General features: G+C 43.2%; 33 protein-coding genes and 1 tRNA gene. 17 read left to right on the top strand and 17 right to left on the bottom strand.

Going from position 1 to position 26,460, the window contains the following annotated elements; all coding sequences use genetic code 11:
• Nucleotides 1-37 precede the first annotated feature (37 nt).
• The 3 genes from ICN44_RS02855 to egtD are packed head-to-tail and all read left to right on the top strand — an operon-like array spanning nt 38 to nt 2,570.
• The gene (locus ICN44_RS02855) at nt 38-817 is read left to right on the top strand and encodes a PhnE/PtxC family ABC transporter permease (protein ID WP_370624853.1); all 780 of its coding nucleotides are present in this window, start codon (nt 38-40) and stop codon (nt 815-817) included.
• Nucleotides 814-1,608 (top strand): phosphonate ABC transporter, permease protein PhnE, encoded by a 795-nt coding sequence (gene phnE, locus ICN44_RS02850; RefSeq protein ID WP_216262600.1) that lies wholly within the window; start codon nt 814-816, stop codon nt 1,606-1,608. Before ICN44_RS02855 ends, phnE begins: the two co-directional genes overlap by 4 nt.
• A gap of 29 nt (nt 1,609-1,637) precedes the next feature.
• The gene (gene egtD / locus ICN44_RS02845) at nt 1,638-2,570 is read left to right on the top strand and encodes an L-histidine N(alpha)-methyltransferase (protein WP_370624852.1); all 933 of its coding nucleotides are present in this window, start codon (nt 1,638-1,640) and stop codon (nt 2,568-2,570) included.
• An 11-nt stretch (nt 2,571-2,581) separates the two neighbouring features.
• On the opposite strand, the gene senB is transcribed toward egtD, so the two are convergent.
• The gene (senB, locus tag ICN44_RS02840) at nt 2,582-3,538 is read right to left on the bottom strand and encodes a selenoneine biosynthesis selenosugar synthase SenB (protein ID WP_216262599.1); all 957 of its coding nucleotides are present in this window, start codon (nt 3,536-3,538) and stop codon (nt 2,582-2,584) included.
• Between the two features lie 152 nt (nt 3,539-3,690).
• Between senB and ICN44_RS02835 the strand changes: the two genes are divergently transcribed.
• Nucleotides 3,691-4,107 carry a CHRD domain-containing protein gene (locus tag ICN44_RS02835; RefSeq protein WP_215310683.1) on the top strand — a complete coding sequence of 139 codons (417 nt, stop codon included), beginning with the start codon at nt 3,691-3,693 and terminating at the stop codon, nt 4,105-4,107.
• Between the two features lie 163 nt (nt 4,108-4,270).
• Here ICN44_RS02835 and ICN44_RS02830 read toward each other — a convergent pair whose 3' ends face one another.
• The 6 genes from ICN44_RS02830 to ICN44_RS02805 form a co-directional block, all read right to left on the bottom strand.
• A complete protein-coding gene (locus tag ICN44_RS02830; RefSeq protein WP_215310682.1) occupies nt 4,271-4,474 on the bottom strand; it encodes a hypothetical protein in 204 nt (67 codons plus the stop codon).
• Nucleotides 4,475-4,679: 205 nt separating this feature from the next.
• Nucleotides 4,680-5,447, bottom strand: a complete 768-nt coding sequence (locus ICN44_RS02825) for an ABC transporter permease (RefSeq protein ID WP_215310681.1) — start codon at nt 5,445-5,447, stop codon at nt 4,680-4,682.
• Entirely contained in the window at nt 5,437-6,378 is a 942-nt protein-coding gene (locus tag ICN44_RS02820) for an ABC transporter ATP-binding protein (protein WP_216262598.1), read from the bottom strand. Before ICN44_RS02820 ends, ICN44_RS02825 begins: the two co-directional genes overlap by 11 nt.
• 102 nt (nt 6,379-6,480) lie before the next feature.
• Nucleotides 6,481-6,555: transfer RNA gene (locus ICN44_RS02815), tRNA-Cys, on the bottom strand.
• Nucleotides 6,556-6,699: 144 nt separating this feature from the next.
• A complete protein-coding gene (locus tag ICN44_RS02810) occupies nt 6,700-7,356 on the bottom strand; it encodes a DsbA family oxidoreductase (protein ID WP_216262597.1) in 657 nt (218 codons plus the stop codon).
• Nucleotides 7,357-7,547: 191 nt separating this feature from the next.
• Nucleotides 7,548-8,243 carry an SDR family NAD(P)-dependent oxidoreductase gene (locus ICN44_RS02805; RefSeq protein ID WP_215310679.1) on the bottom strand — a complete coding sequence of 232 codons (696 nt, stop codon included), beginning with the start codon at nt 8,241-8,243 and terminating at the stop codon, nt 7,548-7,550.
• A 151-nt stretch (nt 8,244-8,394) separates the two neighbouring features.
• Between ICN44_RS02805 and ICN44_RS02800 the strand changes: the two genes are divergently transcribed.
• On the top strand, nt 8,395-9,081 hold the full coding sequence (locus tag ICN44_RS02800) for a cupin domain-containing protein (protein ID WP_216262596.1): 687 nt from the start codon (nt 8,395-8,397) through the stop codon (nt 9,079-9,081).
• A 37-nt stretch (nt 9,082-9,118) separates the two neighbouring features.
• Here the strand turns inward: ICN44_RS02800 and ICN44_RS02795 are convergent, their stop codons facing one another.
• Genes ICN44_RS02795 through ICN44_RS02785 form a run of 3 tightly spaced genes read right to left on the bottom strand, consistent with a single transcriptional unit; the run spans nt 9,119 to nt 11,145 of the window.
• A complete protein-coding gene (locus tag ICN44_RS02795; protein ID WP_216262595.1) occupies nt 9,119-9,505 on the bottom strand; it encodes a dihydroneopterin aldolase in 387 nt (128 codons plus the stop codon).
• 10 nt (nt 9,506-9,515) lie between these two features.
• Complete coding sequence (locus ICN44_RS02790) at nt 9,516-10,523, bottom strand: NAD(P)/FAD-dependent oxidoreductase (protein ID WP_216262594.1); 1,008 nt, start codon at nt 10,521-10,523, stop codon at nt 9,516-9,518.
• Nucleotides 10,516-11,145 carry an alpha-ketoglutarate-dependent dioxygenase AlkB gene (locus ICN44_RS02785; protein ID WP_216262593.1) on the bottom strand — a complete coding sequence of 210 codons (630 nt, stop codon included), beginning with the start codon at nt 11,143-11,145 and terminating at the stop codon, nt 10,516-10,518. The genes ICN44_RS02790 and ICN44_RS02785 overlap by 8 nt, the downstream gene beginning before the upstream one ends.
• 80 nt (nt 11,146-11,225) lie before the next feature.
• Between ICN44_RS02785 and ICN44_RS02780 the strand changes: the two genes are divergently transcribed.
• Complete coding sequence (locus ICN44_RS02780) at nt 11,226-11,405, top strand: hypothetical protein (protein WP_215310674.1); 180 nt, start codon at nt 11,226-11,228, stop codon at nt 11,403-11,405.
• 18 nt (nt 11,406-11,423) lie between these two features.
• On the opposite strand, the gene ICN44_RS02775 is transcribed toward ICN44_RS02780, so the two are convergent.
• Genes ICN44_RS02775 through ICN44_RS02765 form a run of 3 tightly spaced genes read right to left on the bottom strand, consistent with a single transcriptional unit; the run spans nt 11,424 to nt 13,320 of the window.
• Complete coding sequence (locus ICN44_RS02775; protein ID WP_216262592.1) at nt 11,424-11,795, bottom strand: DUF4149 domain-containing protein; 372 nt, start codon at nt 11,793-11,795, stop codon at nt 11,424-11,426.
• 18 nt (nt 11,796-11,813) lie between these two features.
• Complete coding sequence (locus tag ICN44_RS02770) at nt 11,814-12,674, bottom strand: oxygenase MpaB family protein (protein ID WP_216262591.1); 861 nt, start codon at nt 12,672-12,674, stop codon at nt 11,814-11,816.
• Between the two features lie 4 nt (nt 12,675-12,678).
• Nucleotides 12,679-13,320, bottom strand: coding sequence for an LON peptidase substrate-binding domain-containing protein (locus ICN44_RS02765; protein ID WP_216262590.1), 642 nt, complete (start codon nt 13,318-13,320; stop codon nt 12,679-12,681).
• A gap of 133 nt (nt 13,321-13,453) precedes the next feature.
• Between ICN44_RS02765 and ICN44_RS02760 the strand changes: the two genes are divergently transcribed.
• Together ICN44_RS02760 and ICN44_RS02755 are read left to right on the top strand one after the other, a co-directional pair.
• Nucleotides 13,454-13,603, top strand: a complete 150-nt coding sequence (locus ICN44_RS02760; protein WP_215320741.1) for a hypothetical protein — start codon at nt 13,454-13,456, stop codon at nt 13,601-13,603.
• Between the two features lie 33 nt (nt 13,604-13,636).
• Entirely contained in the window at nt 13,637-14,065 is a 429-nt protein-coding gene (locus ICN44_RS02755) for a DUF2244 domain-containing protein (RefSeq protein WP_216262589.1), read from the top strand.
• Here the strand turns inward: ICN44_RS02755 and ICN44_RS02750 are convergent.
• The gene (locus ICN44_RS02750) at nt 14,057-14,548 is read right to left on the bottom strand and encodes a hypothetical protein (RefSeq protein WP_215310668.1); all 492 of its coding nucleotides are present in this window, start codon (nt 14,546-14,548) and stop codon (nt 14,057-14,059) included. The two genes, ICN44_RS02755 and ICN44_RS02750, sit on opposite strands and share 9 nt — an antisense overlap.
• A gap of 89 nt (nt 14,549-14,637) precedes the next feature.
• Here ICN44_RS02750 and ICN44_RS02745 point away from each other — a divergent pair, with 89 nt between their 5' ends.
• From ICN44_RS02745 to ICN44_RS02720, 6 genes are all read left to right on the top strand, one after another.
• Nucleotides 14,638-15,225, top strand: coding sequence for an Rrf2 family transcriptional regulator (locus tag ICN44_RS02745; protein WP_216262588.1), 588 nt, complete (start codon nt 14,638-14,640; stop codon nt 15,223-15,225).
• Between the two features lie 20 nt (nt 15,226-15,245).
• Nucleotides 15,246-16,649, top strand: a complete 1,404-nt coding sequence (locus ICN44_RS02740; protein WP_216262587.1) for an exonuclease domain-containing protein — start codon at nt 15,246-15,248, stop codon at nt 16,647-16,649.
• Entirely contained in the window at nt 16,646-17,899 is a 1,254-nt protein-coding gene (locus ICN44_RS02735) for a DASH family cryptochrome (RefSeq protein WP_216262586.1), read from the top strand. Before ICN44_RS02740 ends, ICN44_RS02735 begins: the two co-directional genes overlap by 4 nt.
• 81 nt (nt 17,900-17,980) lie before the next feature.
• Complete coding sequence (locus tag ICN44_RS02730; protein WP_216262585.1) at nt 17,981-20,167, top strand: OsmC domain/YcaO domain-containing protein; 2,187 nt, start codon at nt 17,981-17,983, stop codon at nt 20,165-20,167.
• A gap of 31 nt (nt 20,168-20,198) precedes the next feature.
• Complete coding sequence (locus ICN44_RS02725) at nt 20,199-20,894, top strand: nitroreductase (RefSeq protein ID WP_216262584.1); 696 nt, start codon at nt 20,199-20,201, stop codon at nt 20,892-20,894.
• Nucleotides 20,895-21,127: 233 nt separating this feature from the next.
• A complete protein-coding gene (locus tag ICN44_RS02720; RefSeq protein WP_216262583.1) occupies nt 21,128-21,700 on the top strand; it encodes a phasin family protein in 573 nt (190 codons plus the stop codon).
• A 74-nt stretch (nt 21,701-21,774) separates the two neighbouring features.
• On the opposite strand, the gene ICN44_RS02715 is transcribed toward ICN44_RS02720, so the two are convergent.
• On the bottom strand, nt 21,775-22,410 hold the full coding sequence (locus ICN44_RS02715) for an NAD(P)H-dependent oxidoreductase (RefSeq protein ID WP_216262582.1): 636 nt from the start codon (nt 22,408-22,410) through the stop codon (nt 21,775-21,777).
• A 109-nt stretch (nt 22,411-22,519) separates the two neighbouring features.
• Between ICN44_RS02715 and ICN44_RS02710 the strand changes: the two genes are divergently transcribed.
• Nucleotides 22,520-22,876, top strand: a complete 357-nt coding sequence (locus ICN44_RS02710; protein WP_215320723.1) for a DUF1622 domain-containing protein — start codon at nt 22,520-22,522, stop codon at nt 22,874-22,876.
• Between the two features lie 70 nt (nt 22,877-22,946).
• Here the strand turns inward: ICN44_RS02710 and ahpF are convergent, their stop codons facing one another.
• Together ahpF and ahpC are read right to left on the bottom strand one after the other, a co-directional pair.
• Nucleotides 22,947-24,524 carry an alkyl hydroperoxide reductase subunit F gene (gene ahpF, locus ICN44_RS02705; protein ID WP_216262581.1) on the bottom strand — a complete coding sequence of 526 codons (1,578 nt, stop codon included), beginning with the start codon at nt 24,522-24,524 and terminating at the stop codon, nt 22,947-22,949.
• A gap of 98 nt (nt 24,525-24,622) precedes the next feature.
• Complete coding sequence (gene ahpC / locus ICN44_RS02700) at nt 24,623-25,186, bottom strand: alkyl hydroperoxide reductase subunit C (RefSeq protein ID WP_215322991.1); 564 nt, start codon at nt 25,184-25,186, stop codon at nt 24,623-24,625.
• 283 nt (nt 25,187-25,469) lie between these two features.
• Between ahpC and ICN44_RS02695 the strand changes: the two genes are divergently transcribed.
• On the top strand, nt 25,470-26,009 hold the full coding sequence (locus tag ICN44_RS02695) for an OmpA family protein (protein ID WP_304609734.1): 540 nt from the start codon (nt 25,470-25,472) through the stop codon (nt 26,007-26,009).
• A gap of 27 nt (nt 26,010-26,036) precedes the next feature.
• Nucleotides 26,037-26,435 (top strand): hypothetical protein, encoded by a 399-nt coding sequence (locus tag ICN44_RS02690; RefSeq protein ID WP_216262580.1) that lies wholly within the window; start codon nt 26,037-26,039, stop codon nt 26,433-26,435.
• Nucleotides 26,436-26,460: the final 25 nt, after the last annotated feature.

Below are 26,460 nucleotides of genomic sequence, written 5' to 3'. Positions count from 1 at the left end.
GGTTTATTTTAGGGATCCAGATGCGCTAAGGCGTTTTGTGTTGACGTGTATTGCATTAGCGATCTTATGGCCAATGATGCAATTGGCACAGTTTGATGTATTTGCATTATTTGAAGTAAGTAATCTCAAAGTTTTTACTAACTTCTTAATTCAGTTTTTTCCGCCTAATCTGCAATTATCATTTTTAGCTTTAGTGCTTAAGGCTACTTTGGAGACTTTAGCCATGGCAACGGCAGGTATTGCCTTGGCAATGCTAATGGCAATTCCACTGGGCCTTATCATCACTTATAGTCTATCGATTTCGCGTATTGGTCCCGCCTCAGGTCATCGCATCGCGAAGCTCGGTAGATATCTTGCCCGAATGCTGATGTTATTACTCAGAGGTATTCCAGAAATTGTATGGGCTTTGCTGTTGGTGAGAGTGTTTGGTTTAGGCCCAATCGCAGGCGTGTTAGCAATCGCTATTACCTATGGCGGCATGCTCGCAAAAGTGTATTCCGAAATCTTGGAAACTGAAAACACCCTACCTGCTAAGGCGCTACTGATGCTAGGTAGCGGCCGTATCAACGCATTTTTATATGGGTTATTGCCAAGCGCCTCACAAGAGCTAGCCTCTTACACCATCTATCGCTGGGAATGTGCAGTGAGGGCCTCGGTTGTCATGGGTTTTGTGGGTGCCGGGGGTTTAGGGCAGTTAATGGACCAGTCAATGAAGATGCTCAATGGCGGTGAGGTATCTACCATCCTGATTATGTTTTTATTGCTTGTTTTGCTTGCAGACTACCTCAGTCTCATCATTCGTCGGCAGCTCGCATGAAACAATATCCTGCTCGCGAATTTTGTCTAAAGTGCCTTATTACGCTTGTGTTGATTGCGCTTTTCATTGTGGTGAGTTTTGTTTATCTTTCATTTAATCCGCTAGCTTTGTTTACTAAGCAAGCTATGAGTGATGTTGTCATTTATACGGCACGCTTTTTCCCGCCAGATCTCTCACCATCTTTTTTACAGAAGGTGTGGAGTGGCGTATTGCAGACCTTGGCCATTTCTGCCTTGGCCACCTTATTAGCGGCAATTGCAAGCCTTTTTCTGGCGCTACCAGCAGCTGGACAGTTTGGTCGTAGCGCAAAAGTAGCAACCCGTTTTTTCTTAAATTTTCTGCGCTCGGTGCCAGAGCTTGTATGGGCGGTATTAATGGTCTTAGCAGTAGGTTTAGGTCCGTTTGCTGGAACCTTAGCTCTCGCCTTGCACACCACAGGGGTGCTAGGACGTTTATTTGGCGAGACCCTGGAAAATCACTCTCCCAATGCATCACAAGCGCTGAGATTGGCTGGGGCAAGTAATACTCAAGCATTTATCTACGGAGCTTTACCGGGGATCTACTCTCAACTTCTCTCCTATAGTCTTTATCGTTGGGAAATGAATATACGTATGGCCACGATATTAGGATTTGTCGGTGCAGGCGGTCTTGGACAAATTCTGTACTATGAACTCTCTTTATTACATGAGCAGCAAGCCTCAACAGTGATCATGGCGATGCTTATATTGGTTATAGCTGTAGATATGATTAGCAATAAACTCCGTAGAGTACAAATGCATAGTCTTGGCTAATCTGGGTCGTATGAAAAAGGAATATTGAAGTGAGTCAAGAGAATTTGCCTGATCAAAAACTGATTGATGAAATTACTACCGGTCTTTCACGAGAGCAGCCATCGATATCTCCAAAGTTTTTCTATGATGAAATTGGCTCTCATTTATTTGAGGCAATTACTTTTTTAGAAGAGTATTACCCAACCCGAACTGAAAAACAAATCATGATGCAATACGGCGAAGCAATAGCTTTGGCGATTGGAGAGTGCGATGTTTTATTGGATTTAGGGGCTGGTAACTGTGAAAAGGGTAGTGCATTATTTGAGACCCTATTACCCAAAGAATATCGGGCTCTAGACATCTCAAAAGAATTTTTAGAGCAGGCTATTTCAGGCTTGCAAAAAGAATTTCCACAAATTCAGATGCAGGCGCAAACCTGTGATTTACAGGAAGAAATGGCGTTTCCTGATTTGGTGGGTCGAAAGAAAACCTTCTTCTATCCAGGCTCTTCCATCGGAAATTTTGACCCAGATGCTGCGCTAGAATTGTTCCGAAATATTGTGACAGTTTGTCAAGGTGATGGGGGTTTATTGATCGGAGTTGATTTGGTTAAGGATTGCGAAGTTCTATCTCGAGCCTATGACGATGCCCTTGGAATTACTGCAGCTTTTAATAAAAATATCCTACTACATCTCAACCGCCTGGTTAAAACGGATTTCAATTTAGAGTATTGGGAGCACTACGCAATTTTTAATGAGCAACTTGCTAGAATCGAAATGTATCTTCGATCCACTCGGAGTCAATTAGTTTCGTTCCCCGGTGGTGAAAGGCGTTTTGATAGCGGTGCGCTTATTCATACTGAAAATAGCTATAAGTACACGCAAGAAAAATTTGAATCTCTTTTAATGAGTGCCGGTTTTAAAGCTGTACACTTCTGGACTGATCCAAATTGCTACTTTTTGGTAGCTTATGCGACAGCATAGGGCCTGATTGATTATTTAATCAGGCTTTTAATGAGCTTTTGAATAGATTTTTGCTCTAATTCTGGTTTGGCAATCTTCTGACGCAAGGCAATCGCCCTGCACAATTTTTCATAAAAGGCTGGATTGGTTTCAGCCTTGGTTAGTAGTTTGCTTAAAGCAACTTTATCGCCTACTGGATAGTAGGCGGGGTAGGCATCTCCCAGTAAGCCTCGATTACCTGGAATGTCTGATGCAATTACTGGGATGCCAATAGCAATAGCTTCAGACACCACATGGGCGCCACCTTCCATAATGCTGGATATGATCATCACGTGTGAGCGGGAGAGCCACTGAAGCGTTTTAGAGTGACTCAGTTGGCCTAACCATCGATAACGCATAACGTTTTTTTCAATAGAGAGTGCTTGCTTTTTAAACTCAGGACTCATTGCCTTGCCGAGTTGTACCAGCTGAATCTTGCTGTTTGAGGGCAGCAAAGATAGGCATTGCGCAGCACAAAAGGGATCTTTTTCAGACCGCAGATGGCCAATGATGCTGGCTAAAAAATGACGTTTTGGTGGCGGCTTTCTAGTGATGCCTTTTACTGACTGGTAAATCACTTGAACTTTATGATGAAATTTCTTAGGTAGAGATTGAATGGCATCTGGTTGAAGAACCACAATAGCATCAGCCATCTCCATTGACTTGATAACCTTAGTGGAGTTTTTTAGGTCTCGGTAGATGTCTGTTCCAGTCATGATTAATATGACTGGTTGCCTGGGGAAGGCTTTTTTAAACCTTTGAATAGAGTCATGGCTTCGTAGCCCATGCAGTGCAATCAAAACATCACATGGCTTTCTAGACCATTGCTCTGTAATAGCGCTTTGGTAATTGAGGCGTGACAAGAATTGATGCCACCGTAAAGCAGTAATACGGTTTCCGTGAAGGGTGCCAGGGGGTGCGGGCGTTACGATTTCAATACGCAGTTTCAAGTCAATAAATCCGAGTTTGCCTAGGTTTAAATGTAATGTACAAGGTGATTCTAGGGTAGATAGTAAAGATGCGTATAAAGCGAATTAATTGTCATGATTTATGCCTGTGGGTATGATAGTCTGAGGATTCGCTAACCCGATTGGAGATATAGATGAAGATTAATCATGTTTTTGCTAAAGCTGCTTTGGTATTTAGTGTTGGGATTGCCTCACTTGGTGCATCAGCGCAGTCTATGAAAGTAACCCTAACCGGGTCTCAAGAGGTGCCACCAGTCACGACTTCTGCATCTGGAGTGGGTTCAATTATGGTTGCTCCAGATGGCTCTGTATCCGGAACTATCACTACCATGGGTATGGAAGGGACTATGGCGCATATCCACGAAGCCCCTATGGGTCAAAATGGTCCGGTCATTGTTCCATTTAGTAAAACTGCAGATAATGTCTGGTCGGCTCCAGCAGGTGCTAAATTAACCGAGGCTCAGATCCAAAGTCTGAAGAGCGGAAATCTTTATCTCAATGTTCATAGCGCTACAAATAAATCTGGTGAAATTAGGGCGCAGCTTAAGTAATGAGAATATAGCTGCATCCTCAGCCTCATGTAACTAAGAATTGTATAAGCCACCTTCGGGTGGTTTTTTTGAGCGCTACTTTGTATAGCGATCACGACTTAGGGATCTCGTGATTAAAAGATTCAGTGTCCGATAGGGCAGAAAGTGAAAATTAATCAGCGCCCTAATATCTCCGACGTTTTTTCCATGTATACGGCTCGCCATTTGGGAATTTACCGCTAGTAATGCCGTCTACCCCAAACTTGCCTGCTATCTCTAGATCATTAAATTTGATCGTAACAAACTCGCCTAGCTGCTTAGCCCAATTCATTGCCTCATCAAGCGTCTCAAATTCATACGTCTTCGAATGGTGTTCTATGGTTATCACTTTAATCTTGGTAATGTTGATGGAATTGAATTGCGTAACAGTCCCTAGCTTAGTCTGCTTTAGGAAATTCCTTCAGGAAACTCAAGTAACTACTTCTTCTTGTTGTTCTGAAGGGCTAGGGAAGGGATAGTTTCACTATACAAAACGCTATACATCGAAACAATAAATCCCTCGGCAGAAATGGTGGGGTTTTTGTCTTTTGGGGTTATTTCTTAAGACGGTAACCGGTTCTAAAGATCCAAATGACAACGGCAATTGATATTGCTAAAAAAGACATTGTCATTCCTAGGCTTACCCAAAGTGACACGTCCTCAATACCGTAAAAGCTCCAACGAAAGCCGCTAATCAGGTACACAACTGGGTTGAGTAAGGCTACTTTTTGCCAGAAGGGTGGCAAAACAGAGATTGAATAAAAGCTTCCACCTAGGAAAGTTAGCGGTGTAATGATGAGTAGAGGTACCACTTGTAGTTTTTCAAAGCCATCTGCCCATACACCAATGATGAAGCCAATCATGCTGAAAGTGATTGAAGTGATCACCAAATAAAATAGCATCCACAAAGGATGATCTATTTGAAGTGGAACAAAAAAAGTTGCAGTAGCCAGAATGATTAAGCCCAAAATAATCGATTTACTTGCTGCAGCGCCAACATAGCCCATCACAATCTCCAGTGGAGATATTGGCGCAGAGAGAATCTCATAAATAGTTCCGCTAAATTTAGGAAAGTAAATTCCAAATGAGGCATTAGAAATACTTTGCGTGAGCAGTGAAAGCATGATGAGGCCAGGCACGATAAATGCCCCATAGGAGATCCCCTCCATCTGAGTCATACGCGAACCAATAGCAGATCCAAAAACAATAAAGTACAAGGAAGTCGAGATAACAGGGGCAATAATGCTTTGCATTAACGTGCGCCGCGTTCTTGCCATCTCAAATTTATAAATAGCACGTACACCGTAGTAATTAAGCTTCATGTGTATCAGCCTTTGAGTTAACAAGATTTACAAAGATTTCTTCTAGTGAGCTCTGTTTTGTATTGAGGTCCTTAAAGATAATGCCTAGGCTGGTGATCTTTTGTAGTAGCTGCGCAATATCAATATCTTCGTCTTTGGAGTCAAAGCGATAAGTAAGTTCATATTTATCTTCTGAAAGACTTAGACTCGGTAAATCCAACTCCTTCGGCAGGCTCTGGAGCGGGCTTTGTAGCTGAAGGGTTAACTCTTTTTTACCTAGTTTATTCATCAGCGCTAATTTATTGTCCACCATGATGAGCTCGCCGCTGCGAATAATGCCAATACGATCAGCCATTTCTTCAGCCTCTTCAATATAGTGAGTGGTGAGAATGACGGTAGTGCCGTTGTCTTTCAGAATTTTGACCAAATTCCACATATCTTTTCTGAGGCTAACATCAACTCCTGCAGTGGGCTCATCCAGAAAGAGGATGCTGGGTTCATGAGAGAGCGCTTTCGCAATCATTACTCGGCGTTTCATACCGCCAGATAGCGTCATAATTTTGCTGTGACGTTTATCCCACAAGGACAAGTCTTTCAGGATCTTTTCAATGAATGCTGGCTTAGATGGTTTTCCATATAAACCTCGACTAAATGTTACGGTATTCCAGACGGTTTCAAAAGAGTCGGTAGAGAGCTCTTGAGGAACAAGGCCAATTAACTCTCTTGCTTCACGGTAATCGCCAATAATATCTTTACCATCCACTAAAACCCGACCGCTACTGGGGCTCACGATTCCGCAAATAATGCTGATTAGGGTAGTTTTTCCTGCGCCATTTTGTCCAAGTAGAGCAAAGATCTCACCTTTGGATATCTCTAAATTAATATCTTTTAGGGCCTCGAAGCCAGATTGATAAGTCTTATGAAGATGAGAAATGGAGAGTATGTTGGTCATAAGCGCTAATGATATTGGAAATCAAGTCACCTCAACAAATCCTAATCAGCAGCTGGAAGGGGGCTTAAGGTCACGAGAGGTCCTGTAGTCGAGTACTAAATTTGGAGGCGGAAACCTGGAATCGAACCAAGGTAGCGAGATTTGCAATCTCACGCATAACCACTCTGCCATTCCGCCATAAGTAAGAGGATAGCTCAAGAATTCATATAAGGCATTAAGGCCTTAAGGCAAAAAATTGAAAAAGTTAGCGCTGTTATTGAGAATGCAGAGCTTCTATCTACCCGACTCAAGCGCCCACTGAAAACTACAGGGAGTTTATCCTTAGCTCTTTTGAATTAGTTGTTCGAATGTTTGTACAAATGACTCAGTAGGTTGGGCGCCTTGCAAAAGATATTGATCATTCAGAATGATTGAGGGAACTGAGTTTATGCCTGCATTTGTGTAGGTAGACTCTTCTTCTCGAACTTCCCTAGAAAATTCATTGTTCTTGAGCACGTCTTGAGCCCTAGCCGAATCTAGGCCTGAGCGTATTACTGCATCTATCAAATTTTCTTGGTCATCTAAATTAACTGCTAAACAAAAGTAAGTATTGAGCAATTCCTTTTTGAGTATCGCCTGTCTCTCTAGTCCAAACTCCTGCCCTGCCCAATACAATAGTCGGTGAGCATCAAATGTGTTGTACACCCTTTTTCGACCTTCTGGATGAAACTCAAATCCTGCCTCTAATGCTTTGGAGCGAATGTTGGCTTGATTGGCTTTGACCTCTTCCGCTGTTAAGCCATACTTTTCGGTGAGATGTTCAATGGCATCTTGACCGCCTAAGGGCATATTGGGATTGAGCTCAAAGGGGTGAAAACGCACTTCAAAATTGGCTTGATCCCTAAACTTGGCAATAGCTTGATTAAGATTGCCTAGGCCTACAGCGCACCAAGGACAGGCAACATCCGATACATAGTCTATTTTGATAGTAGGTTTCATGAGTTTTATTCTACAGAATCTTGTTGAAGAAAATTTTTGAGCAACAAACTCTTTCTATTGCCGCTACAAGGATGTTTTTTAAACTGGGGGAGAATTTTTACAAGGCAATTCCTATAAAGGGACGCTCACTTCCTCTAAACTACCTATTCCGTCACTAAATGCCACTGCGGGACTCTTGTAGTCCTCTGGTTCTACCAGGGTAGCTTTTCTCCGGAGTAAGTCAGAAAACTGCCTGTATCTTCTTTATTTACATTCGCAAGAACGTTGAACATATCAGTCACAGCCTCTAAGGGATCTCTGCCGATTTGCTGTCCACGAAAAGGTTGTGATAATCCAGAGTTCACGGTGCCTGGGTGGAGGGCAATCAAAGCAATATTGGGTTTCGTTCTTGCAAATTCGATAGAGGCCGTTTTGATGATCATATTGAGCGCGGCTTTTGAAGCTCTATAGCTATACCAGCCTCCGAGGCGGTTATCTTCAATGCTGCCAACCTTGGCAGACAGCGTTGCCATGACGCTGTGCTTTGGATCCAAGAGTTTTGAGAAATGCTTGATTGTTAGAGCTGGACCAATGGTGTTTGTATTGAACATCTCGGCCAATTGAGTTGAATTTAAATCACCCAATTTCTTTTCTGGCATCCATTCTTCTGAATGCAACATACCAATAGTGTTGATGATCAATTGAAATGGTCCTAATTCAGTCAGACTGTTTGCAGAAGCTTCAATAGTCTGTGGGTGATGGTAATCAATTGCATGAGCAGAGTTGCGATGTATGCCAATGACTTTGGAGCATGATGGATTGCTTTCTAGGAGTTTGACAAAATTGGAGCCAATAGTGCCCGAGGCGCCAATGATGAGAGCATTAAATGGATTGGGAAGTAAGCTCATAAAGTCTTTTGAAAGCATTAAGTGAATTCAGGGTATTTAATAGACTTTAGCGTAGTTTGTGTGAGAGGGTATGGACCCCTTTTTCTCCTTTAAGCACCTATCTCATTAGCTTGCTATGCTTATGGGTCTTTACCTATGTGAAATTAACCAAGTGAATATCAATTCTGATTACAGCCAACGAGTCGTCATTAACCACCATGATTTGCCTTGGATCCCGAGTCCTGAGCCAGGGGTTGAGCGGCGTATGCTCGACCGTATTGGCGATGAGGTAGCAAAAGCGACTTCTATCGTACGCTATCAGCCTGGCACCCAATTTAAAACCCACACCCATGAATTCGGTGAGGAGATCTTGGTTTTAGATGGGGTGTTTAGTGACGAGATTGGTGACTACCCTGCCGGCACATATCTGATGAATCCTCCGGGGTCCTCTCATGCGCCATTCAGTAAAACTGGCTGTACGCTTTTCGTGAAATTGCGACATCTCGGCCCAGATCAGGTCGCGAGAGAGGTAATTGATACTAAAACTGCCCCTTGGTATCAAGGTATGGTGCCAGGGTTAAATGTGATGCCGCTGATGCAGCAAGGTAGTGGTTCAACTTTGGTTCGTTGGGCACCGCAAACCTATTTCAATCCCCATAAGCATTACGGTGGTGAGGAAATCTTTGTAGTTGAAGGCGTATTTGAGGATGAGCATGGGCGTTATCCCGCTGGCTCTTGGATCAGAAGTCCTCATATGAGCTTGCATCAACCCTTTAGTAAAGAAGGTTGCATCATCTTTGTGAAAACTGGACATCTTTTGGAGGGTGATGATAGCAAGCAAGGTGCGTACTATCGCTGATAAATACTACAGCAATAACCCATCAACTAAATAAGATTTAGCTTTTTAATTGTAATAAAGCTTCCTGATCCAGACTTAGTCTAACGCCTAGTGAACCAGAGCAATTGCTTACTGGAGATTTTCTGAGGCTGATGTCTAGCGATTGAATTTGTGAATATCTAGCGCAGGCTTCAATGATTCTACTCATCAGTCTTTCCTGGGTTTCATAATGACCATCACTAGCTAGCCTCGTAATCTCAAGTACGAGAGGGTCGTAATCAAAGACCTTGCTCATCTTGTCCTCAGAAATCAATACGAGATTCGAGTCAATCCAAAGTGTGAGATCCAATAAATGACTATCAGGGATGATGTCGCCACTTTTGTACGTGCCAATCTGAGTTTGTAGCTTGAGATCTCGCAATTCGATTGATGCCTTACGCGACATAGTGTGATCCTTATAGGTTCGTTTCTGCGGAAATATTGATTGCATTTGCTAATTTGTAGCCACTTAACCACGCTCCCTCAACTCTGCCACCATTAAGCCAATCGCCACACAGACTAAGCTTGTTATTTTCATTCAGAATAAATCCCATTTCTGTAGTGATTGCTCCGCTTGCGTAACGCCAGCGATGGATAGAAATTTCAGCATTCTGGCAATTGAGTCCAAGCTTCTTTGCGGACTCTAGAATGCGCTTGCTAGACTCCTCTTTATCTAGCTCAATCCATTGCTGACTCCATTGGGGGTTTGCATGTATTGTCCAGGTCTCGTGGCCAGTACGTCCAGGTTTGGAATTATTTCGAGAGATCCAGCTAATGATTTCACCATTAATGAAGGCGGCATCAAATGGCATATCCACTTTTTCTGAGAGCCGTGCCATCGCCGTCCAACAGCCTTGCATATTTACGCTAGAGCAAATTACTTCAATGGAGTGGTCTACTAATTTGGTAAGAGCGAAGCTCTGAGGCGCAGGAATTGCTAATACCAAGTAATCAAAGGATTGGGTAACATCGCCATTCTCTAGGCTACGGAGAAACCATTTACCGCCTTGCTGGTAAATTTTATCGATAGTCTGATTAAACTTAATCGATATGGTTTTGGCTAAAAATTGACCGGGTGAGTTCATGGCGGGAATGCCCACATAGCGATGCTCGGAGGAATTGCCCTCTCGCCATTGCTCACCTTCATATACAGATAAGCGTGGATTCCAGTCGGCGGCTACACCTGCCTTTATCCATGTATTGAGTGCCTCAATAAACACAGGATCTCTTGCTGTGAAATATTGAGCTCCATGATCTGCCGACCAACCCTCGCCATGACGGGTGCTCATCCGACCGCTTGGTCCGCGACTCTTTTCATAAACCTGGACTTGAAAGCCTAGCGTTTGCAATCTGTCAGCGCAACTAAGGCCTGCTAAGCCTGCACCTATGATTGCTACAGATGGTTTTGGTTTGAGCTCATTCATCACGAATATTAATTTTTCTAAACGTTAAATTTATGCGAATATCTGACGCAGTTTTGGATTTCAGCAAAGCGTGCTGCCAATATTCTTGAGTAGGTGGATGCATGACGAGAGCACTACCGTTCCCCAAAAAAAGAGAAATCGTTTCTTTGTCCTTTTTATGGCGAAAGGCAAACTTGCGCTGCGCCCCAAGACTTAGCGATGCAATGGGTGATAAGGGGTCAAGCTCTTTTTCATCATCACTATGCCAACCCATACCATCATTTCCATCATGGTAGAGGTTTAGTAGACAAGAATTAAACTCGGACTGTGATATTTCTTCTAATTGAGCTTTAATGAACAAAAGTTCAGATGTCCAGTTTTGGGGAATCTTTTTTATCCCAGAATAGGTATAGCTGCACTTTGGATCACCAACCCAGGCCACTTTACGACGAGTAGTCACTAATTTCCCAAACATCATGAGTTGTTCTGGCCCCCATGTAAGGGATTCTTGAAGCTGGCTCATGAATAGGGTAGAGCTTTCCTCGTTAAAGATATTGGGGTAGTAATGAGCGCTCCCATCCTTCGACAAAATATTCACGGCATGGTCGCTGAGGCAGGTTTCAAATAAAGAGTTTTGCATCATTTACTGCTTGCAAGATCAAGCGCTAGTTTCATAAAAACTCTAGAATAGCCTTAATTTCAATTTCTTGATTAGGCTAATGTATGAAGACCCCGGATAAGCGTTGCTGTGGCTCAGGTGTATGCATCATTAATGATGCGGGCGAGTGTTGGTGTGGGCAAGTTTGGGATGGTGAAAAAATGTCCGCCCCTAGTTTGAATTTACCTATCAAGCAAGATAAGGCTGAAGAGTCAGATCCAAACAAGCTTAAGTCTGGATCTTAGTCACTCATCTATTCATGATCATTTGACTAAAAGATAAATGAAGGTAATCAGCTGAAATAAGTTGATAACAACGCTTGCACCATGTAATAAATGAAAGCGACGACTTTGTCCTTGATCTTTGGCCTCGTTAATTTTTCCAGTCAAGTAGAGCAAAGTAAAGGCAAAGAGTAGCGCGCAGATCGCTAGTAAGACCTTGCCGACTCCATCGGGTGCCGTGAAAATACCGACGATAGTAATTAAGCCCAGGCAGGCATAGTACTTGGGAAAAAAATTCCGAACGTACTTGCTGGACCATTCAACGGGGAGCACCTTAAATACAGTCGGAGCTACTACGATAGTAAAGAAAAGCATGATGCCAACCATGCCTGATATTAGGTAATTAGTGATCATGATGTCTCTCTAAATAAATTATCCATTAACTCTGCGGAGTGAGTGGGCAGCCACCCCATCTTTAAGGGCCTCACGAATGGGCACTGCAATTAAATCGATACTCTTTTTGACTGCTAAACGCTCAATCAGGCTAGGGGTAGGCCTCTTGATAAAGGGGTAGACCCAATCCGGAAGATTCAGATAGCCAGCGCGAGTAATCAGTTTGATAAACGGCTTTGCAGCAAGCTTGCCAGGAAAGTTCTCGAGCAAAGCAAGGATACTTTTTGCACGCTCCCCAAAGTAAAGCTCAGGAATATAGTTTTGAATCGCTCTATCTGTTTTAGCGTAGGTGCTCGGTAAATGATCGGCACCCATTCTTTCCCCAAGAGATTTCATTTCAATAAAGTATTGATCCTTCTCCTGTGGGCTTAATTTCTCTTTTCTATAGTCTTCAAAAGCCTGCATAAAGCTATGCGTTTCTGTGAGATGAACCCAGGCCAGTAGATGTGGATCGGTAGCTGAATAGGGTTTTCCGAATTCATCAAAGCCATGAATCTTTGCATGAATCTGATTAACCTTTTCAATCACTTTTTCTGCCATCTCGGTTGATCCATAAGTAGTAGCAGCAATGAAGAAAGCCGTTCTACCGAGCCGGCCCTTAAGATCCTCTCTAAAACTGGAATGATCCCAAACTCCTGCTAAGGCTTGTGGATGAAGGGCTTGCAAGATTAGTGAGCTGATGCCGCCAATCATCATTGAGATAAAGTCTGCGTGTACTTTCCAGGCAATCGATTCTGGGCCAAAGAGGCCGCGATCGCCTGCTGGCGTTAAAAAAGCAATCGGTGGTCCACCGCCCCCCACCATTTCACGAATCGTTTTACGAATAAGCTCATCAAGCATGGATTTAGTGCAACATGAGATTGCTCAAACCATCATCTTCGATAATTTCCGTAACCAGATCAAGTCTGATTCTGGGATTGGTTTGGGCTAGCAAATGGTTCTTTTGGGCCAGGGAGATGGGTAATAGTTCTGCAAGGCGATTTGATACCCAGCCGCAGTCATCTGTCTTGAAGGGCTTCTTAAATGGGGACTCCTCTAATAAATCTTCACTCTGAATGACTGAAATAATTTCATTTAATAATTTCACGACCTTTTGATGTTCTTCAGGGATAGGGGTAACGGGATCATTCGCTAGAAGCTCAACTTCACCAATCCACAGGCCATTAGATTCTTGTTGGCTATGAAGAAGTCTAAAGCGCTGCGTTCCAGATGACCTAGTCATATATAAGGCGGGTTGAACGGGGTCAAAATCTTCAATTAGGGCTAGAGTTCCGATTTGGGAAAAAACAAGAGGCGAATCTCCTTTGGGGTCCTGGTCTTTCATGATGCTAACAACGCCAAACTCTGTTTTTTCACGCAAGCATGTCTTAATCATGTCGAGGTAGCGTGCCTCAAAGATCTTGAGGGCAATTACGCCGTCTGGAAACAGTACGGTTCCTAGTGGGAATAGCGGTATTTTTCGAGTGGTGGAGTCTAAATTAGTCATCTAATCAATTTAATGGATTTGAATAATTTTTGCTGACGCGAATCTCGCGGTAAATACCCCCCAGTTTTAATCTCCGCTCAGCAATAAATGCGTTTTCCGTTTACATTTGAGGTTCACCAATCAGAGGTAAAAAATGGTCCAAAAACTACGCATCAAACTCGCTCGCTGGATTCTGGGTAAGCATTGCCCTTGTTATCAAATGGGGTATCACTCCATGGTGGATTTTCAACAAAGAAGCGCCGACCAGTTAGCGAAATCTCAAGAGCGTAGTAAAGGCCAATAGGTTCTCACTAGTCATTTCCAGAACTACATCAATATGAAGCGCTGGCAAATGCGCAGAAACTGCGCGCTGACTCCTAAGCAGCTCCTCAAGTTCTATATTGTTCTAGTTTGTCTCTCGCTGACAGTCGCAACTGGGTTCTTCTTAGCGGGAGTATGGGTCATTCCCATTTTTACAGCCTTAGAGCTTTTTGCAGTAACACTCGGATTTATAATCTACTGTAGACATGCGTTAGATTGTGAAACGATTGAGATTGATGGCAAACGTCTTTTGGTCAAAAAATTCATTGGCTACAAAGAGACTGTGTATGAACTGAATACGCAGTGGGCCAAAATTGAAATGCCCTCGGAAGGGTCAAAGGTCTTTCACATAAGCCAATCAAGCTTACGTATAGAGCTGGGTCAGTTTCTAAGACCAGAGCAGCAGATACCCTTGATTGTTGCGGTTCGAGCGCATCTAGGTTGATTCTGATTTAGTCAGGCGCCATGCCACCAGGATGCCGGCAATGATCTGCGTTAACAGCAGCATCAGCACTAAGATATTCAAAACCTGAAAGTAGTTGGCAAACGGCGAGAGCATGACTGGCATACCATCTATTAGCGCTGTTTCCCTCAAGTAATCCATGCGCGGTATGAGAAGAAAACTTACCACTGCAACTGCCATCATCAGTATTAGTAAAAGTAGGCGGATATTTTTAAGTGGAGACGAACCCCTTTTAATGAGAATGTTGGCAATGCTTAAGATTGCGAACGCACATCCTAAAAAGTAGTAGGAAAGTTGCTGAACTACTATGTGCGCCACCATACCCGCAGCTTGTGAATCGCTAATTAATAAATAAGCCGCTAGGCAGCTTATGGCTTGAGAAATGATTCCGCCGGCCAGAATGCAGGCTAGAAAGCGAAGTAGCCGATGGGTAAGGGGGTGCTGGGGTCTAGTTATTTCAACCATAAGTTAGATAGGGTTAATTAATGCGCTGCAGCACACTTTTCGGATCAGTTTCATACTAGCCTCAATCTAACTTTTATGCAGAAACTCCCATGGAAGTCACCAAAGCAGTCAGGGTAGCTCTCAATACCCTCGTAGATATTGCAAGCCATTCAGCTAATGGGCAGCTTGTCCCTGCTCCAGAGATAGCAAAAAGACAGCATATATCAGTCAGTCGTATCGAACTTTTGCTGCGTCCACTAAGGGAGTCGGGTCTTGTGACTGCAGTTAGAGGTCGGGCAGGCGGGTATCAACTTTCAAAGGATCCTAGAATTATTACCATCAAGGATATCGTTCTAGCAATGAACCAAATTAAGAAGAGAAAAGTTGAGGTATCGGATATTGCTAAAGAGCTTTATCAATCGCTTGAAACATATATGATGAGCTGCATCTCAAATGTGACTCTAGCTTCTGCAATCAAAGATTACATTCCACGATTTAGTGAAGTACAGACGGCGCCAGAGCGGAAACCCTACTTGCAATTAGAAAAGCAAGTAACCCCTAGTCAGGAAAAAAAGAAAAAAGGCGAATCTCAGAAGGTTGTGAAAACAAGCTTCAAAAAAGTTGAGGATGTGGCTCGCGGCCCCAATTCCATTTTCAGTTTTGCTGAATACCTAAATAGAGGTCCATCGGCAAACTAAATGGATTTTATGTCTCTCGCGTGAACAGTCAGCCTGGCCCTTACCCCGATTTAGCTTTTGTTGATATTGAAACCACAGGGTCTCATTTCGATCGTGATCGCATTACTGAAATTGGAATTAAAACACTAGCGGGTAATCAGATTCAGGTATGGGAAAAGTTAATTGATCCGCAGACCTATATCCCACAAAATATTCAAAGACTGACTGGTATTTCACCATCAATGGTGCAAGGACAGCCCTGTTTTTCTGAACTTGCGGAAGATTTAAAAAAAGAGCTTGAGGGAAAAATATTTGTTGCTCACAACGCTCGCTTTGATTATGGCTTTATCAAAGCCTCTTTTAAGAGGGTTGGCATTGACTTTAAACCTAAAGTTTTATGCACCGTAAAGCTATCTCGATTACTTTTCCCAGATCAGCCCCGCCATAATCTCGATACCATCATTAGCACCCATGGACTAAAGGTAAGCGCTAGACATCGCGCACTAGGGGATGCTGATTTATTGCTTCAATTTTGGCGTGTGTGTGAGTCAAAGTTCGGGCAAGAAAAATTGAATGAGGTTATAAGTCAGCTCATTGGTAATGCCAGTCTGCCCTCGAACATAGACCAGAATTTAATAGACTCCATACCCGATGGTCCGGGTTGTTATATCTTTTATGGGGAAAATAAGACCCCTCTTTATATTGGCAAAAGTATTTCCTTGCGGAGCAGGGTGATGGGGCACTTTCAGGGCGCTTTAACGCAACGCAAAGAAATGAAACTTTCTTTGCAGGTTCGAGATATTGATTGGATCGAAACGAGTGGAGAGCTGGGCGCTTTAATTCTAGAGTCGAGATTAATAAAAGAGCGCATGCCCTCTCTCAATATTAAGCTGCGTAGATCTAAGGATCTTTGTGCTTGGAGCTTGGAGGAGGATGCTATTGGAGTTCTGACGCCTTCTTTGGTCACCCATCATCATTTAGCCCCCGGGTTACAAGATAATTTATATGGCTTGTTTTATAGCAAGCGAGAAGCACATTCTTATTTAAAAGCGATCGCAAAAAAATACAATTTATGCGAAGCATTGCTTGGTCTAGAGAAGCGTATTGAAGGTAAATCTTGCTTTGGCTATCAAGTAAAGCAATGCAGTGGGACCTGCATCAATCTTACCCCTATTGCCTTACATAATTTACAGTTAAAAACAGCCATGGAACTCTTTAAAGTTCAGGTTTGGCCTTATTCTGGAGCCATCGCCATTAAAGAGGGCGGCGAAATGATCGTAATTGATAAATGGTGCTATTTGGGTACCGCGATTAATCAGGATGAGCTTTATGAGTTGGCACAGTCAGGTGAGGCTGAATTTGATCTCGACATTTATAAGATAGTCAAAAAAGCGCTATCGGGTACCTATAGGAATCAAATAATTCAGATTGGCACAGATAAATGACAACTGCATTCTATTGGTTTAGAAATGATCTCCGTCTAGAAGATAACCCATCGTTTTTACAGGCATGTAAGTCTGTGGATCATTTGCTACCAGTCTATATTCATCAGCCCAACCTAGGACAAGATACTGCATGGGGATTTCCGAGAATAGGAGAGCATCGCAAGGTATTTTTGGATCAATCTTTGCGGGAATTACGCAGTCAGCTTCGAGACTTGGGATCAGATTTATTTGAAATGACTGGTAATGTCTTATATGTTTTTGAGAAGTTAAAAGCACAGATTGATACAGACATTATTTATTGTGAGCAAATTCAGGCTCCCGAAGAGCTGGAGCAGCTGGCGCTATTAAGAAGTGCTAGTTTCCAGATTAATCCATTATGGCAATCAAGCATGTTGGACGCCCTATCTCTTCCATTTTCATTACAGGAGATGCCAGATATCTTTACCCAATTTCGTCAGCAAGTCGAAAAACAAAAATTACGTTTTGCTATTCCCGTAGATGCTCCCAAGAGCATTCCTTCATTGCCGGTCATTGAGACGACCTCCATCAAAGGGTTGGGCGGTAATACTATGTCTGGTGGTAGCAAGTTTCGGGGTGGGGAGCGGAGTGCTCAAACCCATATTCAGCAATATTTCGAGCGACGCCTTACCGATACTTATAAACAAACACGTAATGAGCTGATTGGTATGGATTACTCCAGCAAATTCTCCCCATGGCTAGCGCAGGGTTGTTGCTCTGCAGGATTCATTGCAAAGCAATTAGCGGATTATGAAATTTGCTATGGAGCAAATGATGGGACCTACTGGCTTTGGTTTGAATTACTTTGGAGAGACTACTTCCGGTTTCTCCACTTTAAGTATGGCAAAAGGCTCTATAACTCCAAAGGTTTAAGTAAGGCGCCTAGCAATCAGTTTGATGGTGAAAAATTCTCCAAATGGTCGTCTGGTAATACAGGGGAATCGCTGATAGATGCCGGTATGCGTGAATTGAAAAAAACGGGATATCTATCCAATCGCATGCGTCAAATAGTGGCAAGTTATTGGATTTATGACATGAAGGGTGATTGGCAAGGGGGTGCTGCTTGGTTTGAATATCAATTGATTGACTACGATGTTTATAGCAATCAAGGCAACTGGTTATATATTGCCGGAAAAGGCACCGATCCTAGGGGAGGCAGATCTTTTAATGTAGCCAAGCAAACCCAAGATCATGATCCGGATGGCATTTATCGCCAAATGTGGCTAACTTAGCCTTCAAAGACATTCTGCAGGTGGTGCTGGGATGGATAATGGTGCTCACAATATTTTTTGCGCCATTTTGGAATCATTCCCATGGAAATTAAAGTCAATTTTCTCGATAAGTTTCGTCTAGAAGCAAAGTTTGATGACTTTACGGTCATTACTGACCAACCAATCCGCTATAAGGGCGATGGATCTGCGCCGGGACCATTTGACTACTTCTTAGCTTCATCAGCTTTATGTGCAGCTTATTTTGTAAAGCTGTACTGCGAAACTCGGAATATTTCTACTGAGAATATCCGTCTATCGCAAAACAATATTGTTGATCCAGAAAATCGCTACAAACAAATCTTTAAGATTCAAGTTGAGCTGCCGGCCGATATTTCGGCAACTGATCGACAAGGTATTCTCCGCTCAATTGAGCGCTGTACAGTTAAGAAGGTAGTACAGGAAGGCCCCGAGTTTGTTATTGAGCAGGTTGCCAATCTTGATGCTGATGCGCAGAGTCTATTGACCTTAAGGCCTGACGTTAGCGCTAGCACCCGTATTCTGGGTAAAGATCTGCCCCTAGAGCAAACCATTGCCAATATGTCAGGTCTTTTGGCTAACCTGGGTATTAAGATCGAAATCGCGTCGTGGCGCAACCTGATTCCGAATGTATGGTCCTTGCATATACGTGATGCGCATTCCCCGATGTGCTTTACCAATGGTAAAGGTGCAACCAAGGAAAGTGCTTTGGCTTCTGCTCTGGGCGAGTATATCGAGCGCTTGAGTAATAACCATTTTTATGCCGGCGCGTATTGGGGTGAGGATATTGCCAATGCAGAGTTTGTGCATTACCCCAATGAGCGTTGGTCCAAGCCAGGTAAGAAAGATGCATTGCCCACTGAAATTCTAGATGAATACTCTCAAAACATTTATAACCCAGATGGAGAGCTAAAGGCTTCGCATCTAGTGGATACTAATTCCGGTAATGTAGAGCGTGGCATCTGTTCATTGCCGTATGTGCGGCAATCGGACGGCAAGACTGTGTATTTTCCATCTAACTTGATTGAGAATCTGTTCGTCAGTAATGGGATGAGCGCTGGCAACACACTAGCTGAAGCGCAGGTGCAGTGCTTGTCAGAGATTTTTGAGCGAGCAGTAAAGCGTGAAATTTTGGAAGGCGAAATTGCATTGCCGGATGTACCGCAAGAAGTGCTCTTGAAATATCCCAGCATTCTGGCTGGTATTCAGAGCTTGGAAGAGCAGGGCTTTCCGGTACTAGTTAAAGATGCATCACTTGGCGGAGTTTATCCAGTGATGTGCGTCACCTTAATGAACCCAAGAACAGGGGGCGTCTTCGCCTCTTTTGGTGCTCACCCAAGCCTTGAAGTTGCCTTAGAGAGAAGTTTGACTGAGCTATTGCAGGGGCGCAGCTTAGAGGGCTTGAATGATTTGCCCCCGCCTACTTTCGCCAGCGAGGCCGTGACTGAGCCGAACAACTTTGTTGAGCACTTTATTGATTCCAGCGGCATTGTATCCTGGCGTTTCTTTAGCTCTAAATCAGATTATGAATTCGTAGAGTGGGATTTTTCTAGCAAGGGCGAGGATTCGAATGCTAAAGAAGCCCAAACTCTGTTTGGTATTCTGAAAGCGATTGGCAAAGAGGCTTATGTAGCTGTCTATGATCAACTGGGCGCAATAGCTTGTCGAATCTTAGTCCCAGGATACTCTGAAGTCTACCCAATTGAAGATTTGATTTGGGACAACACTAATAAGTCTTTACTGTTCCGCAAGGATATTCTCAATTTATCCCAACTAGATGATGCTAGCTTAACTGCACTTCTGGATCGTTTGGAAAATAACGAACTAGATGAGTATGGCGACATCGCCACATTAATTGGCATTGAGTTTGATGAGAATACCGTTTGGGGCCAACTTACTATTCTGGAGTTAAAGCTGTTGATTCATCTTGCGCTAAAGCAATTTGAGGAAGCACATGAGCTAGTGGGCGCTTTTCTTCAGTACAACGACAATACAGTAGAGCGTAAATTGTTTTACCAAGCTCTAGATGCTGCCCTTGAAGTTCACTTAGATGATGAATTGGAGATGGCAGACTATGAATCGAACTTCCGCCGTATGTATGGTGATGCTAGGATGGATGCCGTTTTGGGTTCAATCGATGGAAGCGTGCTTTTCTATGGTTTAACGCCAACGAGCATGAAGTTAGAGGGGCTAGATAGGCATCATCGTTTAATCGATAGTTATCGGAAGCTACATAAAGCAAGAGCTAAGTAGCGCTAAACCTAAATAAAGCTAAGGAATCTTTATGCAGACATTAACTCCAGCCGAGGCAATTACTTCGCGTATGTCGGTAAGAGCATTTACAAAAGAAGCCGTCACCAAAGAGACCGTGCTCAAGTTACTCAATATTTCTGCGCGTGCACCCTCCGGTACTAATACGCAACCTTGGAAGGCCTATGTTGTAGAAGGCAAAGCTCTTGATGATTTATGCAAAAAGGTATGCGCTGCTTATGATGACATTGCACTCAATCCCGATTTAGCAAAAGAATATCAATCCGCCTACGACTATTACCCCACAAAATGGTTTAGCCCTTATATAGACAGGCGTCGTGAAAACGGTTGGGGCCTGTATGGTTTATTAGGGATTACTAAAGGCGATAAAGATAAGATGCATGCTCAGCATCGAAAAAACTTTGAGGCATTTGGTGCGCCAGTTTGCATCTTCTTCACTATCGATAAAGAGCTTGGTAGGGGCTCGATGCTTGACTATGGAATGTTCTTGCAGAACATGATGGTTGCAGCCAGAGGTGAGGGCTTGGATACTTGTCCACAAGCGGCATGGAATGACTATGCAAAGATCATCCTGCCTTGCATTGGTGCGAAAGAGAACGAGATGCTTGTGTGCGGTATGGCACTTGGATATGCCGACAAAAACGCATTAGTGAACAGTTTTCACACTCCTAGAGTCAGTGCAGAGGAATTTACCACCTGGGTAAAGTAGGAACGCCTAACCCTTTATTGCTAATGATTTTTGGAAGTTCCTAGCTAATTCCCCTAAAAACTATATGGGAAAATTAGAATTTAATTACCCAATAAACCCTATTTAAAGCCTTGAAATGGGGTTTTAGAAAATATATGTTGCTTTGCAACAAAAATATCTTGCTTTTGGAAAATAGGGATCTTAGAATGGTGCATTGCAATATAAATACCCATTTAACAAATTAAGGATAAATCATGTTCCAAACTCAATTAAACGACCAACTCGCTGCTGCACAAGCTAAAGCAATCGAAACTGCTAAACATTTGGCACAAGTTGCTGTTGAAAGCGCTCAAGAATTAGCTGAAATCAACCAAGCTGCTGCTAAAGATGCTTTAGTTGCTGCTCAAGATACAAGCTCACAATTGTTGGCAATCAAGGATGCACAGCAATTAGCTAAATTAGCTCAGCCAGAAGCTGCTCAAGAAGCCGCTAAATACGCTGCTGCTTATCAAGCTAAAGTAAACCAAGTAGTTCGTAACGGTAACAAGGAAGTAGCTCAAGTAGTTGATGCTTCTGTTAATGACGCACGTGCTGATTTGGTTAAGTTTGTTCAAGAAGCTACTAAGACAGCTCCTGCTGGTTCTGAAGCTTTTGTTTCTGCATTCAAAACTGCATTTGATTCTTCACTCCAACAGTTTGATCAAGTTCGCGCATCTGCAACTGACGCATTTGCTAACTTTGAGAAGAGTGTTGATGCTGCTTTGGCAAATATTCAAGGTCAATACGCTGTTACTAAGCCAGCCGCTAAAAGCCGTAAAGCTGCTTAATTAACTGAATAGTTAATTTTGCTGTTAAAAAAGCCACCCTCGGGTGGCTTTTACTTTTTCTATACTTCTATTTCTTACTCAATCCAAGTAACAAAGTCTTCCTTAGGCTTTCTGACTTTTTTCAAGTTAAGCAACCAGTCTTCATCTGCCTTTCTATAACCTAGCGGCAGCATGACAACACTGCGCAAACCTTTTGCTTTGAGGTCGAGGATTTCATCGAGAGCTGCAGCATCAAAGCCTTCCATTGGTGTGGAATCAATCTGCTCGTACGCTGCCGCAATGAGGGCAGTACCAAGTCCTATATATGCTTGCTTTGCAGCATGGGTGTAATTGGTTTCAGCATCTCTCGCGGTATAACCATTAAGTAGCTTCTGGCGGTAAATGTCACCAGCTTCGCTTTTGAAGTTGCGCAGCTTCTCAGTCATATCAAATGATTGATTAATTCGCTCTGCCGTATAGGTATCCCAAGCGGCAAAAACGAGCAAATGAGAAGAATCTACTACTTGGGTTTGGTCCCAGGAAATGGCTTTAATCTTCTCGCGAATAGCTTGATTGGTAATCACAAGCACTTCATACGGCTGTAATCCACTAGAGCTGGCAGTCAGGCGAATCGCCTCTAGGATTAACTCTACCTTTTCATGTGGTACGGACTTTGTGGAGTCCATTTTCTTGGTGGCATAGCGCCACTGTAATTTGTCAATTAAGCTCATTCTGATTTCCTTGGATTTAATAAAGCAATAGATGGCACAGTGTAATTTATAACGGAGGCTAGTGCTAAACGAGCTAATATGTAGGCATTCAATCTCAAAAGACCGGAACATGAATCAAATTGAAATTATTCGCGATGTCAGTGATGTGATGGATGCCCTTGGAGTCGCCGTAGTATCCATCGGTGTTTTATGGGGCCTCTTCTGTTTTGCAAAAGGCCTGATTACGCAGACGGCCGATATCGCCTATAAAACTTTTCGTATTCAGATCGTTCGCTCTTTGATCCTTGGTCTTGAAGTCTTGGTTGCGGGGGATGTGATCCGTACTGTAGCCATCAGCCCAACCTTGACAAGTGTGGCAGTATTGGGCGCCATTGTTTTAATTCGTTGCTTTTTGAGTTGGTCACTCACATTAGAAATCGATGGTCGCTGGCCATGGCAAACACCTAGACCAGGTCAATCAGAGTAAGAGGTATTTACTTCAATAAGAGAAAGGGAGTCGAAAGACTCCCTTTGTTTTGCTGCAAATTGATTATTAGTTATGCAGCAACCGCTTCTTCTGGCTCGGTAACCGATGAGCGAATGAGGTAATCAAATGCTCCTAGAGAAGCTTTAGCACCTTCACCCATAGCAATAATGATTTGCTTGTATGGAACAGTGGTGCAGTCTCCAGCTGCAAATACTCCCGGCAAAGAAGTTTCACCTTTTGCGTCGATGATAACTTCCCCGTGCTTAGAAAGATCAATAGTGCCTTTGAGCCAATCAGTGTTTGGTAACAAGCCGATTTGTACAAAGATACCTTCCAGTTCAATATTGTTCTCAGTGCTGTTGGTGCGATCTTGGTAGCGCAAGCCATTGACCTTGCCATTGGCACCCAATACTTCTTTGGTGAGTGCGCTCATAATGACAGTAACGTTTGGCATGCTAGCCATCTTCTTTTGCAATACTGCATCAGCCCGCAACTTACTATCGAATTCAATTAAGGTCACGTGACTAACGATACCCGCTAAATCAATGGCAGCCTCAACACCGGAATTACCGCCGCCAATCACCGCTACACGCTTACCTTTAAATAAAGGGCCATCACAGTGAGGGCAGTAAGCAACCCCTTTGCCGCGGTATTCTTGTTCGCCAGGAACATTCATTTCTCTCCAGCGGGCACCAGTACTGATGATCACAGATTTGCTATTCAGAACTGCACCGTTGGCTAATTCCACTTCAAGACCATGATTCGTTTTGCGCAAAGCATTGGCGCGCTGTAAGTTCATGATGTCGACTTCATAGCTCTTCACGTGTTGCTCGAGCGCTTGCACTAATTTAGGTCCTTCCGTTTCTTTTACAGAAATGAAGTTTTCAATACCCATAGTGTCCATGACCTGTCCGCCAAAACGTTCAGCCACAATGCCGGTGCGAATACCTTTGCGTGCCGCGTAGATAGCAGCAGCAGCACCGGCAGGCCCACCGCCAATGACTAAAACATCAAAGGACTCTTTAGCAGAAAGCTTTGCAGCCTCTTCTTTAGGGGTAGAGGTATCAAGCTTGGCAACAATCTCTTCAACACTCATGCGGCCTTGACCAAATACTTCGCCATTGAGAATCACAGTTGGTACAGCCATGATTTGGTATTGATCTACCAAGCCTTGGTAAAGAGCGCCATCAACCATTTCATGGGTAACGTTTGGATTGAGAGTTGCCATTAAGTTCAGTGCCTGAACAACGTCAGGGCAGTTGTGGCATGACAACGAGATGAAGGTCTGAAAGCTAAGCTTGTCATCTAATTTAGTAATGCGATCAATGATTTCTTGCTCTACTTTGGCTGGGTAGTCGCTAGCCTGCAAAATAGCCAAGATGAAAGATGTCATCTCGTGACCCATTGGTAGGCCGGCAAAAGTAATGCGAGCAACTTGATCAGTCTTGCTAACGGTAAAGCTAGGCTTATGTTCAGCTTGACCATCTGTTTTAAGGGTGATTTTGTCTGACTGCTCAGCTACTTCATTTAAGAGTTCAAGCATCTGCTTGGAGCTGTCGCTGTCATCTAGGCTAGCCACGAGAACGATGGGGCTAACAATCTTTTCAAAATATACCTTTAACTGGGATTTGATATTGGTATCGAGCATGATGATTTCCTTGGGTATTTTTTAGGTGAGTCTATTGGGCAGGATCTAGTCCTCTCCAATAGACTCTCCGAAGAGAGTCTATGGATTACTGATTCAACTTAGATCTTGCCTACGAGATCCAAAGATGGAGTCAATGTTGCTGCGCCTTCTTTCCACTTAGCAGGACATACTTCACCTGGGTGTGCTGCCGTGTACTGAGCGGCCTTCAACTTACGCAAAGTTTCAGAAACATCACGAGCGATTTCATTTGAATGAATCTCTGCTGTCTTAATGATGCCTTCTGGGTTGATGATGAATGTGCCACGCAATGCCAAACCAGCTTCAGGAATGTGAACACCGAAAGCGTTTGTCAATGTGTGTGTTGGATCGCCAACGAGTGGGAACTTTGCTTTCCCAACAGCAGGAGAAGTCTCGTGCCAAACCTTGTGTGAGAAATGAGTATCGGTTGTCACGATATATACTTCAGCCCCTAATTTTTGAAATTCAGCATAGTTCTCAGCTGCATCTTCAATTTCTGTTGGGCAGTTAAAAGTAAAAGCTGCTGGCATGAAAATCAAAACTGACCAATGGCCTTTGAGGGTTTCATCAGTAACAGTTACGAACTTGCCGTTGTGGAAAGCTTCGGTTTTGAATGGTTGAACTGCGGTATTAATAATGGACATACTGTGCTCCTAGTGTTGGTTAATCAATTTCTTTAGTAACTACTGCAACTGGATGAATTTTGAACCTCAGTTGATTATTTGTCTAATGAATAAATTTGATATTTATGATCGAATTTATAGATAATTGATTTCAGGGCCTGGGGTGTGCTTAAAACGGGTTATTTCTAGATTTTTCATCAACATTACGATTTTTTAGGTATTAGAAGGGCGTGGGTTGGTCTTTGGGCTATAGTGGTCTTAATGCCTGCAAGGCTAATTTTTTTACTGAATCTGGAGAAATGACATGAGTCTCATGAAACAAGGATTACTAGCCTTATCTATTGCAGCACTTGCGCTCTTAAGTGCCTGCGTCACCGAAGGTAAATACAACCAATTGGACCAGGCGTATAGCCAGCTCCAACAGGCTTACCAGGGCGATGAAGTAGAAATTCGCCAATTACAAGGTGAGTTGCGCATCACGATCCGCGACAAAATTTTGTTCCCAGAAGGCGGCTATCGTTTGAATGCCAAAGCTGAGCAGGTATTAGCAAAAATGGCGCCCACATTATCTGGCTTCAAAAATACTAAGGTAGTGGTTCGTGGCTATACAGATAACGTTGCTATTGGTGCTGAGTTACGTAATCAAGGCATTACTACTAATCTCGATCTGTCATCCAAGAGAGCGGATAACGTGGTTGACTACCTTATTCGCAAGGGCGTAAGTCAGAGTCTTATTTCTGCGCAAGGCATGGGCGAATCTAATCCAATTGCTTCTAATGCAACTCCAGAAGGTCGTGCACAGAATCGTCGCATTGAAGTTACTTTGGTTGGCCCAGGTAATTAATTCGTAGCTTATATAAAAGGATCAACAATGAAATATTTATTAAGACTTTGCGCAGTAGTAACAGTTGCATTGGGATTGGCTGCTTGCTCGGGTGCGCCTGATGTCAAAACATCTTCAGCAGATTTTATTAAAGTAACCAATGGTATTTTGACTAGTAGTTATGGCAAGACCATTTATACCTTTGATAAAGATCAGGCAGGCTCAGGCAAGTCAGAGTGCGTATCAACCTGTGCGACCAACTGGCCTCCAGTCTATGTGGAGCCAGGCATTAAGCTCTCCGGTGACTTTTCCTATATCAGTCGTAACGATGGTCAGAAGCAATTGACCTATAAAGGCAAGCCACTGTACTTCTTTGTTAAGGACAAAAACCCTGGCGATAAGACGGGTGATAACGTCAATAATGTTTGGCATGTTGTAATGCCGTAAGCTGCAAAATATTTAAAGAGCTATA

Origin of the sequence: Polynucleobacter sp. JS-Fieb-80-E5, assembly GCF_018882015.1 — a bacterium.
Lineage (GTDB): Bacteria > Pseudomonadota > Gammaproteobacteria > Burkholderiales > Burkholderiaceae > Polynucleobacter.
Note: the sequence above shows the minus strand (reverse complement) of the source record. Positions and strands in the feature narration are given on the sequence as shown.

Coding starts and splice junctions, on each gene's coding strand:
- ICN44_RS02825 (WP_215310681.1), bottom strand. CDS start 5,447: ATGAAGCTTAATTACTACGGTGTACGTGCTATTTATAAATTTGAGATG.
- ICN44_RS02810 (WP_216262597.1), bottom strand. CDS start 7,356: ATGAAACCTACTATCAAAATAGACTATGTATCGGATGTTGCCTGTCCT.
- ICN44_RS02755 (WP_216262589.1), top strand. CDS start 13,637: ATGAAGCGCTGGCAAATGCGCAGAAACTGCGCGCTGACTCCTAAGCAG.
- ICN44_RS02795 (WP_216262595.1), bottom strand. CDS start 9,505: ATGTCGCGTAAGGCATCAATCGAATTGCGAGATCTCAAGCTACAAACT.
- ahpF (WP_216262581.1), bottom strand. CDS start 24,524: ATGCTCGATACCAATATCAAATCCCAGTTAAAGGTATATTTTGAAAAG.
- ICN44_RS02690 (WP_216262580.1), top strand. CDS start 26,037: ATGAAATATTTATTAAGACTTTGCGCAGTAGTAACAGTTGCATTGGGA.
- ICN44_RS02720 (WP_216262583.1), top strand. CDS start 21,128: ATGTTCCAAACTCAATTAAACGACCAACTCGCTGCTGCACAAGCTAAA.
- ICN44_RS02730 (WP_216262585.1), top strand. CDS start 17,981: ATGGAAATTAAAGTCAATTTTCTCGATAAGTTTCGTCTAGAAGCAAAG.
- ICN44_RS02750 (WP_215310668.1), bottom strand. CDS start 14,548: ATGGTTGAAATAACTAGACCCCAGCACCCCCTTACCCATCGGCTACTT.
- ahpC (WP_215322991.1), bottom strand. CDS start 25,186: ATGTCCATTATTAATACCGCAGTTCAACCATTCAAAACCGAAGCTTTC.
- ICN44_RS02770 (WP_216262591.1), bottom strand. CDS start 12,674: ATGCTTGATGAGCTTATTCGTAAAACGATTCGTGAAATGGTGGGGGGC.
- ICN44_RS02710 (WP_215320723.1), top strand. CDS start 22,520: ATGAATCAAATTGAAATTATTCGCGATGTCAGTGATGTGATGGATGCC.
- ICN44_RS02835 (WP_215310683.1), top strand. CDS start 3,691: ATGAAGATTAATCATGTTTTTGCTAAAGCTGCTTTGGTATTTAGTGTT.
- ICN44_RS02805 (WP_215310679.1), bottom strand. CDS start 8,243: ATGAGCTTACTTCCCAATCCATTTAATGCTCTCATCATTGGCGCCTCG.
- phnE (WP_216262600.1), top strand. CDS start 814: ATGAAACAATATCCTGCTCGCGAATTTTGTCTAAAGTGCCTTATTACG.
- ICN44_RS02760 (WP_215320741.1), top strand. CDS start 13,454: ATGGTCCAAAAACTACGCATCAAACTCGCTCGCTGGATTCTGGGTAAG.
- ICN44_RS02790 (WP_216262594.1), bottom strand. CDS start 10,523: ATGAATGAGCTCAAACCAAAACCATCTGTAGCAATCATAGGTGCAGGC.
- ICN44_RS02765 (WP_216262590.1), bottom strand. CDS start 13,320: ATGACTAATTTAGACTCCACCACTCGAAAAATACCGCTATTCCCACTA.
- ICN44_RS02745 (WP_216262588.1), top strand. CDS start 14,638: ATGGAAGTCACCAAAGCAGTCAGGGTAGCTCTCAATACCCTCGTAGAT.
- ICN44_RS02735 (WP_216262586.1), top strand. CDS start 16,646: ATGACAACTGCATTCTATTGGTTTAGAAATGATCTCCGTCTAGAAGAT.
- ICN44_RS02775 (WP_216262592.1), bottom strand. CDS start 11,795: ATGATCACTAATTACCTAATATCAGGCATGGTTGGCATCATGCTTTTC.
- ICN44_RS02715 (WP_216262582.1), bottom strand. CDS start 22,410: ATGAGCTTAATTGACAAATTACAGTGGCGCTATGCCACCAAGAAAATG.
- ICN44_RS02695 (WP_304609734.1), top strand. CDS start 25,470: ATGAGTCTCATGAAACAAGGATTACTAGCCTTATCTATTGCAGCACTT.
- ICN44_RS02785 (WP_216262593.1), bottom strand. CDS start 11,145: ATGATGCAAAACTCTTTATTTGAAACCTGCCTCAGCGACCATGCCGTG.
- ICN44_RS02780 (WP_215310674.1), top strand. CDS start 11,226: ATGAAGACCCCGGATAAGCGTTGCTGTGGCTCAGGTGTATGCATCATT.
- ICN44_RS02725 (WP_216262584.1), top strand. CDS start 20,199: ATGCAGACATTAACTCCAGCCGAGGCAATTACTTCGCGTATGTCGGTA.
- ICN44_RS02820 (WP_216262598.1), bottom strand. CDS start 6,378: ATGACCAACATACTCTCCATTTCTCATCTTCATAAGACTTATCAATCT.